This window comes from Paenibacillus taichungensis (assembly GCF_003287275.1).
Taxonomy (GTDB): Bacteria; Bacillota; Bacilli; order Paenibacillales; family Paenibacillaceae; genus Paenibacillus; species Paenibacillus taichungensis_A.
In genome coordinates this window covers 320,194-333,479 of sequence record NZ_QEVW01000008.1, presented here as the reverse complement: position 1 = coordinate 333,479, position 13,286 = coordinate 320,194, and the positions used below count along the sequence as shown (strand labels likewise).

Here is a 13,286-nt window from a genome sequence, read left to right as displayed (position 1 = left end):
TATCATCAATTGCTTTTGCATATTCCTATTCCTCCCATTATAGTGGGCCTGGATGAACATCCACAATCGTTTCATTGAAACCGGGCAGAGGGATAAGCCATCTAAAAACAACCAAGCCTGCCTCCATTTCATGGTTGGAGACAGGCTCAGTAACTGAACTTTGAATATATAATTGGTGTAATCAGGTAACTCCGATGCAGCAGGCTAACTGCAGCCTAAGTATTTTACAGCGTACCCGTTGCAGAACCTACTTCGTTCTTATCCGATACCAACTCGTTCAGGTCCACAATCAGCTGCTCCAGTTCTCCGAAGCTGTCCACCATCTTCTGGGTCAGATTGCGCTGTTCTTCCATACTGGCAAGAATTTCTTCCGTAGCAGCACTCGATTGCTGGGTCACACTTGAGATCTCCGAAACCTCATTAACCACTCTCGTAGAGGATTCTCTCATGGTGACCGAACTGCTCTCGATATCTGCGGCCTGATTCAATACTTGCTGAGAATTGCTGTTGATCGTACGGAAAACTTCTTCTGCCGTTTGCACACTGTCTTTTCCTGCTTCCAAAGCAAGCCGAATGCGCTCAAATCGATCCGTCAACGCCTGTGTCTGTCCTCTCAAACGGGACAAAATAGCAGCAATATCGCTGGCCGAATGACCGGAGTGCTCCGCCAGTTTGCGAACTTCCTCCGATACAACTGCAAACCCGCGTCCATGTTCACCTGCACGAGCTGCTTCAATTGCTGCATTGAGCGCAAGCAGATTCGTCTGGTTCGCTATATCCGAGATGCTGTTCAGCATTAGCGACATGGACTCACTTTCCTCGTTAAACTTACTCATATCATCGGCTGTGGTATTAATCGTTTCATACAGCTCCTGCATCTGAACATTCAGATGATCCATTTGTGTACTGCCTGTTTTCGTGCTCGTTGCCATGCTGGCTGACAGTTCTTTCATCTGAAGTGAGTAGGCAGCAACATCTCGAATATGCTGGTCCGACAAGGACAAGGACTCTGAAATTTCAGCCACACTAGTAGCTTGAAATTCAACGCCTTTGGCCACTTCACTGAATCCAAGCGTCACTTCATGTGTAATGGAGCCGGTGTCGGTTACTTTTTGCTTCAGTTGGTCCGTATAACGAGATAGGCCCTCTACAGATTCTTTGACCCTTACAAGCATCGTTTCCACTCTCATTTTGGAATGCTCCACCTCTTGCCAACGTGCTTCGCTATCCCAAAAGAGTCTTTGATTCAACTGGGAAACCATCATCAGAATGGCTCCGGTCAGTGCAAACAAGCCTACATCAACAATATGGCCAATAAACTCCTCAGAGCTCTTTGTTTCCACTAGAACAACCTGAAGAATACTAATAGCAAGCAGTACAAGAAATCCGGTTGTGAACAGTTTTTTATCGGGATAGAGCAACAATACTGAAGTGATGACCAGACTTAAAGTGATGTTAACACTTCCCCAGCCTGCATAGACGCCACAGATTGTAATCAGGAGTGTACAAAGCCACGGAATCACATGAATATACTTCTTTTTGATATTGGCGTACGTTACCCAACCTGTAAATAAAATTGCTACTCCATTCGAAACAAGTAACTTGGGTGCGAGAAAGGCCATACCAAAACCGATGGCAACAATAACCCACAGGATGATACAGATTAGCTTGTTCCTTCTCCAGATGATTTCATCATAACGATTCATGAATTTCCCGTCCTTTTCATCAATTAAATACGATGGTGAAACATTTCTGTACTATCTTTTATCAGTCTATGGTCCTTGCTTATGATTAAATTGCAAAATCCTAGGGCTTTGTTATAGTACATTAGGTCTTCATAAACATGAAAACACACTTAATGTATATCGGATTTTTATTATAAATTTTTAATATATGAAGGAATATAATATGTACTAATATTTCAGATATTTTATTTGGTTTTCTCCATAGTAAAAACCCGCATCAAGGATACGGGCTTTCACATGTTAAGGTGGTCAGCTACCTTTTATTTTCCGAACACAAGTGTGTTGTTAGACGAACCTGCATACTTGGTGACAAACTCGCGGGCATAACTGGCTGTCTGCACTTCATAGCTGTAGTTGGTGCTTGGTCTCCAACTCGTTTGAGGAGATGATGGACTGTTTAATGCAGGTGTACTGCCTGTATCCGTAAATTCCCCGTTTCCTTTATCATCCAGAATGCCGCCTTTTTCAGCGCCCGCACCAAAATAATTATTTTCAGAATAAATGCGAGCTTTCTCGCCAATGGTAATGGCCTGGTTAAAGTTATTGGCGTAATTGTTTTTGATATGGAAATAACCGTATCTCATGAGACCAGGACCACGTACATAAAGGTTTTCAAAATAGTTATTTGCCATGGTTACATGAGGTACACCATTATAGCTGCTGTTGCCATCATTCGGATATCCGAGAATTATTCCGTATTTGTGGTTCGCAAATTTGGAATTGCTGATCGTAATATAATCTGCGCGATCTCCAATATACAGCAGCTTGTCCAGATCACTGCCGCTCGAGCTGTAGCTATGGCCGGAAAACGTCACGTGATCGATCCAGTAGTTGGAGCCTGAAGTAATATACATCTGGATATCGTCGTTAGCATTAATATTGGAAGCGTGTTCAAAAGTCAGATTCTGAAAAATGACATTGCTTGAGCTGGACGTCGATCTGAAATGAATGTTTGTCAGTGTGTGTTTATCAAAGGAACCTATCAACGTTTTATTCGATCCAAATTCGACTTTTTGCAACGTAGAGGAAGAAATATTTTGTTCAATAACTACAATCTTGGCAGTTGAGCCTGCCATATGCGTTCGCAAATCATTCAGATTGCTGACGTAGACAACCTGACCGTTCTTGCCACCTGTCGTGGCTGATTTGGATACACCACTCTCATTTTTGGCGTTACCGGCAAAACCCGTTAAACCATTCGTGCCTGTGTTGGGATAACTGGCCGCACCATATGTAGCAGGTGCCGTGGAGACTGTCAACAATAACAGGGTTACAGCGAGTAAAAGAATTGAAAATTTCTTCAAAATTTCACCATCCTTTATAATTTTATCCTGCAAGACAAGTAGATTATATCGTGTAACATCGGATGTGACAATACAAAAAATGCAATTCAACCATTATTTTTATTTTTTTGCAACAGCAGTCCCCGTATAAGAAAAATGAATAGACGATACAAAGTCATCTGCAAAAACCATGACTTTATATCGTCCTTCCTCTGAATCCTATTTGATTTTCAGTTCCAGCTTATGTTTCTCCGCTTCCTGCAAATCATCGTAAACTTTGCCCGGTTCACCGCGAAGTTGTAATACCAGAGATTGTGGGTCATCCAGCAGATTACTACTGAAGGAATAGATCATCCCGTCATCCGTCCCATTACCTGACACACTGGACAACTTGGTTTTCTGCCCGTTCTTGGTGGTGGATACAATCTCGGTAGGATTAACCACATCACTGACGGAGAGTTTGGTTTTATAATCAATATTTTGATTAGGTTCATAGATAAATCTTACCCGTGTCACAAGTGGCGATACCTCTGCTTCAGATAACAATACCTCATGACCCCCAATCGTAAATAACTGATTAAGTTTGATCTTCTCGGTCTTAGGCACCGAAAATTTAGGGTCCAGATCGAAGCTCACTTCCATCGGTTTCGAAAATTGGTATTTGGTATCTTTTTTAACCTTATTCGCGTCAGTCAGCAGAACAGGAACTACAGATGAAATGCGAAAATTGAACTTCACTTGTCCAGGAAGCGGTGTATTCTCATCCATTTCAACGGTGCTACGTCCATAAAGTGTATACTTTCCATTGGAGCTATACAGGCTGCTTATACCGCCATTGCCAAGCGATTGGTTCGTCATGCCATTGACCATACTCGTTTTGGGAACCGAATATATCTCCTGGGAAGCATCCGTCTGGGCTGTGTACAATACGATCATTTTGTTTGCATCCGCCATCACTGCATTGATGGTTAACTGATATATTCCTGATTTCACAGAACGATTCACGAGCTGCACATAACCATTGTTAATTGCCGATATAATTGTGTTGCCGTCTACATCTTTTCCTGCCAACTCCCGAAAAGGTTCAAGAACTCCCCAATTCTGTGCGGGCGGGCTGTACATTGCCTGTTGTGGTGTAGGACCAAGTGTACCCATTAGCAGCCAACCTGCTGCCAGAGCTGTTACGAGCACCGCCGTAATCCACTTTAATTGCACATGACCTTTCATTCGCCGAGTTCTTGCCTTTGCCAGACCTCGCTGAATGGCAAAGGCCGTGTCCGCCGGATTCAATTGCTGTCTCTCCAGCTTAACCTCGGAAGCATCTGCGAAAAGTGCCTGTTCCTCCGGACTAGTTGTCATGCCAATCCCCCCTGTTCTTCATCTGTTTCCGTAACAATTCCAACCCTTTATGCTGCCAGGTCTTGATGGTGCCCTCCGGTTTGCCGAGAATGGAGGCAATCTCAATCGACGTCATGTCATTATAGTATTTCAGCAGTAAAACATGGCGGTATTTGGGTTTGATTTTCTCAAGCATGGACCACATCGCAAGTCTGTTGTCGCTGCATTCTGCACTGCCAGACTCGGATATCGCCTCTTCCAACCCTTCGCTAGGCAGTGGTGTGGCCCGTTTGCGACGTCTTTGTTCATCAATGCACACGTAGATCAAAATACGAATAATCCATGATTTGAATGCCTTCTCATTTTTCAGAGAGCGACGCTTGATCCAGGCCCGGCATGTCATCTCCTGCACCGCTTCGAGCGCATCGTGACGATTACGCAGGTAACTGTAGGCTATGGAGATCAGCGTGTCCTGATGCTCCATGATGGATTGGACAAATGCCGTCTCGTCTTCGCTCTGCACAAACAGCATCTTCTTCATCTCGGCTTTGGTTTCCACCCCGCAATCCCCTCCTTCTCTCTCTTTCTGTGGTTTAAGACGGATGAACAAGCCAAACCGTTTTTTATTTATTTTCCATCACAAAAAAGCCCCGCCTAATTCTGAGGAGGAAGCTCTTGTATTGATTTCAGCATCATTATTTAAAGTTCAAACCATTCCAGCTCATTGTCATCCTGATTCGTAGCCTCTTCCATCTGTTTCAGCCAGTTTGCCGCGAATTCACCTCCTACATGAAACAGACAATATATGTATAACTCTCCCTCTACAATCTTATTCATTTCCGATGCCACTTCAATCGAGACTTGTAGAGCTTCAGGCCAGGATGAACCCTCCTGAATTAACGCAAACCCATCTTCATAATGCTCCAGCTTATACAAGTCAGAGAAAGTTAAGGAATCCGCCAGTCGCTTCACGATCCGAGGTAAAATGACAGGATTTGTTGTTCTGATGCCATATTCCCAGCCCACATGGTACCTCCTTTAATCTAAAAGTTAGCTAAAGGCTACTACTCTTGCTCATTCAATTCATTGATCGAGCGGTCCAGCCACAATTCATACCAGTCGAGAAAACCCAGCCGCTCCGTGTTGCCCATATAATGATCCGGATAAATTCCATTACTGTTCGCACGATCATCGGTCCAGATCTCTCCGTAGGACAATCCCTTCACAATCAGATTAAGCGACACGCCGCAGCCAAAATCGCTGATTCGCAGCATCCCTGCCGACCATTTCGGATCATAATACTCATGTTCAAGCGCTGCCCACTCGTCCTCTTCTTTGCTGTCGTCGTACCAGTCAACATCCCAATTCCAGGATTCCACATGTGGAAACGGCTCAGAAATTGCATTCAACTCATCATCATAATCCATAACCAAATATATGCCGTTCTCCGGCTTTTCCAGCCCATAATAAGGACCTGCACCACCACTTCCAATCACAAGCAAAAAAGCTTGATACTCTTCGGGTAGCTCTATCTTCCATTTCTGTTCAAAAGCTTTAATTTCGTCCAATGTCCATACCGGAGCCATCTCATATTGATGATTCTCTGCCCCAAACAGATTCCGCTCCGGGTCCAGAGTCTGGAGTTTGTTCAACTTTTCCTGTATACGTTCCAACTGGGGATTGTGCATGTCTGTAGTCCTCCTTCCATCGCGTCGTACCTATAACGTCAGATACGGATCAAGTCATTCAAACTATTTTCGCTTTGCAGACTGGGTTTGATGGTAATCCATATTTGGTTGTTGTCCCTCGATATCGCGCACGCATAATTTCCGGGCTGCATCTGGAGAAACACACCGCCGCAAGACTCATCGGGTTCTAGCTCGCCCCCACTTACATCATCGGCAGCTCCCAGATACACGTTACCGGAAGGGACACGTAGATGGTATACCTGTGCATTCTCCAGTTCCTTCCCCGCATCATCCAGACTCCATGTCACCTCATACTGTCCATCTTCACCCAGATTCAGAAACAAACAGTTGCCTGCATTTACCTCGTTCAGTTCATCCTCTGCAATAGACCACCAGTCCGGTGTATCTTCAACACGATGTTTTAGCGCCGCCAGATCATACAGGCACAATGCTGCCGTATCCGTGAATACCTGAAATTTCCCGTTCATTCTATATCTCACTTCCTTATTCAAAATAAACACCCGTTCCTTTCCCAACTGATCCAGGTGAGAAATCCGAACCATATCCAACCATTATATCAAGCCGTACACTAGGGTTAAAGGAACCTCAGGGCTATCCGTGATCCTTCTGCACCTGTAGAAAATTGAAGGTATTAGCAAACAAGCTTAATCTCTTCATTTTTTTAGCAAAAATGACGATATAATGATAACTGACTTTTTTTGATTTTGTGGAGGAAACCATGGCTATCAACCTTAGAAGAGAACCTTTTCGCTATACTTTAAAAGAACCGATAACGTTCGAAATTTTTATACTCAGCATTAACGGCGCCTCTGCACCACTTAAACCCATTCAAGCGGAATTATGCGATATCAGCCGATCCGGCTGTCAGCTTTCTTTCCCGTTAAATCTGCATGTGGAGTCCAATAACATCCGAATCGGCATGAACTTGCTGCTTTTTGAAGACCCCTTGTATTTGGAAGGAACGCTACGCTGGGGCAAAGAAGAGAATAACCGATGGCACTACGGCGTACAGCTGGAGATCCAGCAAGGCAATCATGAGCGTTTATCCAGAGAAATGAGGATGCTTGCGGGGCAAGGCAAAATTATGGTGAAGTAACCTGGGAAGCACCAACCTAACAAAAAAAACAGCCCGGTAAACCGGACTGTTTCAATATTTTAGATATTCAGGCCGCCTTGGTCGCAGTCGTAGTATTGTCCATCTTGGACCAATCCACTGTGGTCTCGAGCAAAAGTGACACCACAACCCCAATGACCAGCCCATTGCTAATGATCGGAATGAGATACATGGGCAGAGCCTGAAAGGCTTCAGCAGGGATATTCATTACAGCAACACCTGTAAGAACTGGCAGTGCCACACGATATATTGTTTTGGAATTAAAAGTGGTACCTTCAAGTGTTCTTAGGGCTGTACCAAACATTTGCAGATAGGCTACAAATAGCACAGCACTCCCTACACTGGGAGGGATTTGTGCGAAAAAGGCTGTCACAGAAGGCGTCAGCCCCAATATACATAACATGCCTGCTCCAACAACAAACGCAGCCCGTTTCAGAATACGGGTGCTCTCCAGAAAACCAATCGAAGAGGCAAATAATCCGAACGGCAGCACACCTACACATGCAGATAACATGGTGAACAATCCCGTGAGCATGTACGATCGTTTATATTGTTGGCTGGACGTGTGTACTCCATATATTTTTTCGACGGAGCTTAACGTGGTGATGGAATTTGTCATATTTACCAGCCCAACAAAAAAAGCTGTGATGACAATACCTGGCTCCCACTTCGGCGTCCCCCACGGAAACCAGGAAAACAGGTTTAAATCCTGATGACCTGATGCTCCTGCATGCTGTCCAGGGAATACAAAACTATAGGCAATCCATCCCGTCACAATGCCAATCAGGATGGAGTAGTTACCAAGCTTGCCTTTTCCTTTAAGCTGGATCAAAGCCACAAGAAATGCAATGGCAACGGACAACGCCGCTACAGGCAGGTTAAAATTGCCGAACTCGGTATATCCAATCATGCCTTTGAAGAAATTCATGGTCAACTGAATCGTCATCAGGAATAACATCGCACTCTTGACCATTGGTGTGAACAGCTTCTGAAGTACATGCGCCGCTCCAAGTCCGCCAAGGATCATCATTGTCAGACCCGCTAACAGAAAACCCGCAGCCAATCCTCCCCCGATGCGTTCCAAACTCATACCTGCCGATGAAGCCGAGGCCGTTAAGCTCAGTGTCAGCCCCCACCATAATCCCGAGGGACCATCCATCACGGCATAACGGTGTCCAAAGAAAGCCTGTAATATACACACAGCCCCAGTAAGCAAAAAGGCATGCTGCATCGACGCAGCAATAGCCTCCGGTGAAAGCTGAAAATTATGTCCGATGGATAACGGCACCACAACAGTGTTGGTAAACAGAAAGAAGAACCACTGAATGCCTGCCAATGCAAGCGATGACGCACCCTTTATATGATTTTGCAAAGATTGCTCTTGATGTCTGTTCATGATTGAGTTAACATTCGCTCCATTTCCTTATAATGATGCCTCCGGGCATGCGCAAGTGCAGTAATGCCGTCCCGGTCTGTAATGAGGCGATCCGCACCATGTTGCAAAAGCAATGCTACGATCTGCTGATGACGAGTGCCACCATCCCCCAGAATGACCGCTTCCAGCAAAGCTGTCCAGCCCAGATTGTTGATATGGTTCACATCCACATCCGTGCATTTCAGAAGGATTTCCACAATATCGACATGACCTCGATCTGAAGCAGGAATCAGAGCTGTGCCTCCAAACCTATTCGTAAGCCGGGTATCGGCACCTGCTTTTATCGCCAGTTCGACCATTTTACGCAAACCTTCCGCACTGGCATACAGCAGCATGTTGTCCAGTCGTTGATCCTGGATGTTCACATCGGCTCCCGCTTCAATAAGTGTGCTTGCCGTCTCCGGTTTGTTGCCATGTACCGCAGCCATCAGAGGTGTCCGTCCTCGTACATCCCGGTCATTCACTCTGGTTCCTTGTGCGATAAACCGCAGCACATCATCCGTTTGTCCAGCTTCAGCAGCTGCATGTATTGTTTTCAGCATCGCACCTTCACCCTCCAATTCGTCGTCATCCTCACGGCATATATTCAATACATCATAATCTACATGTGTGATTTGAAGTGTTTAAACCTTATGTATGTTAACATAGGATAATAGTATATTAAAAATACATGTTTTGTTGGTTTCCCATATGAAAATCATATCGCTTCAAATAAGGAGAACACACGTGGATATCAAACAATGTCGCTATTTCATCGCGATTGCCGAGGAGAGACAGATCACGGCGGCAGCGCGCAGATTACACATGGCTCAGCCTCCTTTAAGCCAGCAGCTCAAGTTGATGGAAGACGAACTCGGCGTGGCTTTGTTTGAACGCAAAGGACGTAGCATGGAGCTGACACAGGCAGGTCGAAGCTTCTATGATTATGCGGTTACGATGACCAAATACATGGAAGAAGCCGTCATGGAGATGCAGAGCTTCAGGTATGGCATTCGGGGCAAACTGTCGCTTGGCATTAATACCATTTCAGATCGTTTGATCCCGCAGGCACTCCAGCAGTTTCGGACAACACATCCCCAGGTGACCTATAAAATTCAGCAAAATGAATCTGCTCAGCTCTGCCAGCTCTTGGGTGAAGGCAAAATCGAGCTTGCCTGTGTGCGAATGCCTGTCAAAACCGAGCAATATGAAGTGCTGCATCTACCACAGGAAGCTCTCTTCTATATTTCCTCTGCACCGCTGGGGTCAGCGGATGAGAGCGGGATTTATTTTCAAAAGCTTGCCGATATCCCTCTCTTGCTTCCCAGTACAGAAGGACTCGGGATGTTCGAACTGATCTTGCAGAAATTCCGTGAGCATCACGTGAATCCTTCCATTGCGGGCGAATGCTCGGATATTAACATGTTGCTGGAGCTTGTACGACTTGGCTTTGCAAGCTCCATCGTGCCCCATACGGTTCTGCAGCTATATCATGAGCATCTGTTTCATGTCTATCGTATTCTAGATGCGCAATCCGCTGTAGATTCTGCGCTAGTGTGGCATCGCAATCGGCATCTTTCCAAGCCCGCGCAGCACTTTGTGCAATTGGTTCAGGAGCTGCTGCCTTCTCGCTCGGTTTAGCCTCCAGTAGATATCAGCCATAAAGAATATCGCTATATATACTAAAAAGCAGCAGCCTTGCCGGAATCCATCCGGTAAGACTGCTGCTTTTTGATGTTCGTTAAGCTTTTGCCGTAAATAACAATTCTTTTTCCTTAATCGTTGTACGTCCGGCAGACTCAATTGAATTATATTGATGCATGTTCGTAATGATGACCGGCGTAATCGTTGTGTAACCGGCTTTTTCGATTTCTTCCCGGTCGAATTCCATCAGCACATCACCAACGGCAACCTTCGCTCCGGCTTGAACTTTAGGAGAGAAGAATTGACCTTTCAGTTTCACGGTATCAATCCCGATGTGAATGAGCATTTCAGCGCCGTCATCACTAACGAGACCAATGGCATGTCCACTCTTCGACAACGAGAATACTGTACCGTTAATTGGAGAAACCACACGGCCTTCCGACGGCTGGATGGCAAAACCTTTACCCATAATCTCTTCCGAGAATGCAGGGTCCGGAACTTCACTCAATGATTTAACTTCACCAGTAATTGGGCTAAATACATCTTGATCCAGTGCTTTAGGTTCTTCAACAGCAGTTACTGCGGAAGCAGAAGTCGTTGCTGCTGGTGTTGTAGGCTCAGCAACTGGTGCAGCTTCAGCCGATTGTGGAGCATCGTCTTCTTGGAAACCAAGGATATATGTCAGTATTGCTGCCGCTACGATGGCAATCAAACCACCAGCCAGAGCGTAAAGCAGCGTGCTAATTGCCGGACTGATAAATGCTGCAATACTTGGCAGACCCACTAGACCTGTTAGTACGTAAGCTTTAACATTGACGATCCCCATGAATCCACCTGCAACCGCTCCACCAATCAGGGCTGCAATAAATGGTTTTTTGAACTTCATATTGATCCCGTACATTGCTGGTTCCGTAATCCCCATAATAGCCGTAAGACCTGTGGAATAAGCAAGCGATTTAGTTTTACCATTTTTCGATCTAAGACCAACACCGAATGCTGCACCACCTTGTGCCAGGTTAGCTGCAAACATCAGTGGAATAATAAAATCGTAACCAAGTGATGTCATCGAACCAACAATGATCGGCAACAGTGCATAGTGCATACCCGTAATGATCAGAAGTGACATCGTACCACCAATCAGGATACTTGCGAATATTGACATATTGTCGAACAACCAGGAAATACCACCTGACAAACCATTACCAAGCACTGTACCCAATGGTCCAACTGTCATCAAGGTCAGAGGAACCATAATTAACAGGGTAACCGTTGGAACAATCAGAAGCTTAAGCGAAGCATGTGTAACACGATCAACCGCTCTCTCTACATAGGAAGCAATCCAGATTGCGAGAATAATCGGAATAACCGTAGAAGAATAGGTTGCTGCTATAACCTTAATGCCTACAAATGTGGTGTCACCATTGGCAAGCAAGGCTGTAATCGTCGGATGCATAATCCCCGCTGCCAGCGCTGCTGCAATATACATATTGCTACCGAGCTTACGTGCGGCACTGATCGCCAGAATGATCGGCAGGAAGTAGAATGCGCCATCACCGATAGCAGACAAAATGATATAAGTTGAACTGGTTTCAGACAACCAACCTACAGCTACCAGGATTGCCACGATCCCTTTGATCATACCAGCACCCGTAATCGCTGGCAGAATCGGCGTGAATATTCCCGAAATAAAGTCGAACAATGCACTTACTGGATTTCTCTTTTTCTTCTCCCCAGTCGAAGCACCGGTTGATCCGGCGTCTGCATTCGGGGACTTGGACATGTTGCCTACCAGTGCATTATACACAACAGGCACATCGTTCCCGATAATGACCTGAAACTGTCCGCCATTCTCCATAACGCCCATAACGCCAGGTGTATTTTTCAGCGTCGCTTTGTCCGCTTTTTTGTTGTCATTCAGGTTAAACCGGAGTCTTGTCATACAGTGTGTGACTTGATCGATGTTCTCTTCGCCACCAACAAGCTTCAGAATATCCTTGGACAATTGTTGTTTATCCATTGTGTTTTGCTCCTTTTATGTGTAATGAAGGTTAAAAAAAAACCTAAACACTGAATAATGACAAAGCAGTTTCAGCTTATCATTATTCAACGTTTAGGTTTTGCCTTTTTTGCAGTAACAATCCCAATTATTCAATTGTTTGTTCAGTTCTGACAACTCGTTCAATATGAATGGTCAGATATAGGATTTCTTCCTTGGATAAGACCCGACTATAGATCTTGCGAGTATAGTCATTAATCTTACAAGCACATGCATGTGCCTCAGGATATTGTTTGCTTACCAGATCATGAAGCGGATTATCCGCTTCCTTATCTTCAATCGCTGTACCTTGTAGTACGCGCTGAGCAAAGAACTTCAAATGTGTCAGGAATCGATAATAACTCAGCGAATCCTCATCCAGCTCAATGACAAAGCTGCGTCGTACAATGTTGAGTATATCTTTTACGATATTCGTAATGCTGATGGTTTCTCTCATCTCACCGTTCATCTGGGCATTGACCAAATGCATTGCGATGAATGCGCATTCGTCTTCAGGAAGCAGGACACCCAATGTCTCTTCAATGATCTGAAGCGCCTTGAGCCCAATGGCATATTCCTTGCGGTACATGCGTTTGATCTCCCAGAACAATGCGTTACGAATCAGCAAGCCTTGACGATGCCGGTCAATGGCAAAATGAATATGATCCGTAAGTGAAATGTAGATGCTCTCATGAAGCTTCTCACCCAACACGGTCTCGGCGTAACGGATAATCTCATCCGAGCATTCAACATATTCAACTGGAATATCAGACAGAAGCGTTTTCAGTTTCTGTGATACTTCCTTGCTTTCCAATGAGAATATTTTTTCGACCAGACTGTCGTCTATCGTTTCACCAGTATGCTTTTTGAAGGCTATGCCCCGCCCCATGACGACCAGTTCGTTTCCTCCTGGATCAATCACAGTAACTACGTTGTTGTTCAGCACCTTCTCGATTTTCATTTCTTCACATCACCTTGCACCGTCAAAGTAGTAAAAGGCAAAA

General features: G+C 45.1%; 13 protein-coding genes. 2 read left to right on the top strand and 11 right to left on the bottom strand.

Translation table 11 applies throughout. The features are described from left to right. Positions 1–224: 224 nt before the first annotated feature. The 7 genes from DC345_RS14105 to DC345_RS14075 form a co-directional block, all read right to left on the bottom strand. The gene (locus DC345_RS14105) at positions 225–1,706 is read right to left on the bottom strand and encodes a methyl-accepting chemotaxis protein (protein ID WP_113053632.1); all 1,482 of its coding nucleotides are present in this window, start codon (positions 1,704–1,706) and stop codon (positions 225–227) included. A 299-nt stretch (positions 1,707–2,005) separates the two neighbouring features. Next, the gene (locus DC345_RS14100) at positions 2,006–3,049 is read right to left on the bottom strand and encodes a pectate lyase family protein (RefSeq protein ID WP_113053631.1); all 1,044 of its coding nucleotides are present in this window, start codon (positions 3,047–3,049) and stop codon (positions 2,006–2,008) included. A gap of 198 nt (positions 3,050–3,247) precedes the next feature. Beyond that, positions 3,248–4,387 carry a DUF4179 domain-containing protein gene (locus tag DC345_RS14095; RefSeq protein WP_113053630.1) on the bottom strand — a complete coding sequence of 380 codons (1,140 nt, stop codon included), beginning with the start codon at positions 4,385–4,387 and terminating at the stop codon, positions 3,248–3,250. Beyond that, on the bottom strand, positions 4,377–4,925 hold the full coding sequence (locus DC345_RS14090) for an RNA polymerase sigma factor (RefSeq protein WP_254790176.1): 549 nt from the start codon (positions 4,923–4,925) through the stop codon (positions 4,377–4,379). The genes DC345_RS14095 and DC345_RS14090 overlap by 11 nt, the downstream gene beginning before the upstream one ends. 140 nt (positions 4,926–5,065) lie before the next feature. Further along, positions 5,066–5,392, bottom strand: a complete 327-nt coding sequence (locus DC345_RS14085; protein ID WP_113053629.1) for a hypothetical protein — start codon at positions 5,390–5,392, stop codon at positions 5,066–5,068. Between the two features lie 38 nt (positions 5,393–5,430). Then, the gene (locus DC345_RS14080) at positions 5,431–6,054 is read right to left on the bottom strand and encodes an SMI1/KNR4 family protein (protein ID WP_113053628.1); all 624 of its coding nucleotides are present in this window, start codon (positions 6,052–6,054) and stop codon (positions 5,431–5,433) included. Positions 6,055–6,092: 38 nt separating this feature from the next. Then, on the bottom strand, positions 6,093–6,542 hold the full coding sequence (locus tag DC345_RS14075) for a DUF6386 family protein (RefSeq protein ID WP_113053627.1): 450 nt from the start codon (positions 6,540–6,542) through the stop codon (positions 6,093–6,095). A gap of 251 nt (positions 6,543–6,793) precedes the next feature. Between DC345_RS14075 and DC345_RS14070 the strand changes: the two genes are divergently transcribed. After that, positions 6,794–7,171: a PilZ domain-containing protein gene (locus DC345_RS14070; protein ID WP_113053626.1), complete on the top strand. Its 378-nt coding sequence runs from the start codon at positions 6,794–6,796 to the stop codon at positions 7,169–7,171. A 67-nt stretch (positions 7,172–7,238) separates the two neighbouring features. Here the strand turns inward: DC345_RS14070 and DC345_RS14065 are convergent, their stop codons facing one another. Continuing rightward, on the bottom strand, positions 7,239–8,585 hold the full coding sequence (locus DC345_RS14065) for a uracil/xanthine transporter (RefSeq protein WP_113053625.1): 1,347 nt from the start codon (positions 8,583–8,585) through the stop codon (positions 7,239–7,241). Further along, positions 8,582–9,166 (bottom strand): ankyrin repeat domain-containing protein, encoded by a 585-nt coding sequence (locus DC345_RS14060; RefSeq protein ID WP_113053759.1) that lies wholly within the window; start codon positions 9,164–9,166, stop codon positions 8,582–8,584. Before DC345_RS14060 ends, DC345_RS14065 begins: the two co-directional genes overlap by 4 nt. A gap of 184 nt (positions 9,167–9,350) precedes the next feature. Here DC345_RS14060 and DC345_RS14055 point away from each other — a divergent pair, with 184 nt between their 5' ends. Further along, positions 9,351–10,244 (top strand): LysR family transcriptional regulator, encoded by an 894-nt coding sequence (locus DC345_RS14055; RefSeq protein ID WP_113053624.1) that lies wholly within the window; start codon positions 9,351–9,353, stop codon positions 10,242–10,244. 100 nt (positions 10,245–10,344) lie between these two features. On the opposite strand, the gene DC345_RS14050 is transcribed toward DC345_RS14055, so the two are convergent. Next, a complete protein-coding gene (locus DC345_RS14050; protein ID WP_113053623.1) occupies positions 10,345–12,264 on the bottom strand; it encodes a beta-glucoside-specific PTS transporter subunit IIABC in 1,920 nt (639 codons plus the stop codon). Between the two features lie 127 nt (positions 12,265–12,391). Beyond that, a complete protein-coding gene (gene licT / locus DC345_RS14045) occupies positions 12,392–13,243 on the bottom strand; it encodes a BglG family transcription antiterminator LicT (protein WP_113053622.1) in 852 nt (283 codons plus the stop codon). Positions 13,244–13,286: the final 43 nt, after the last annotated feature.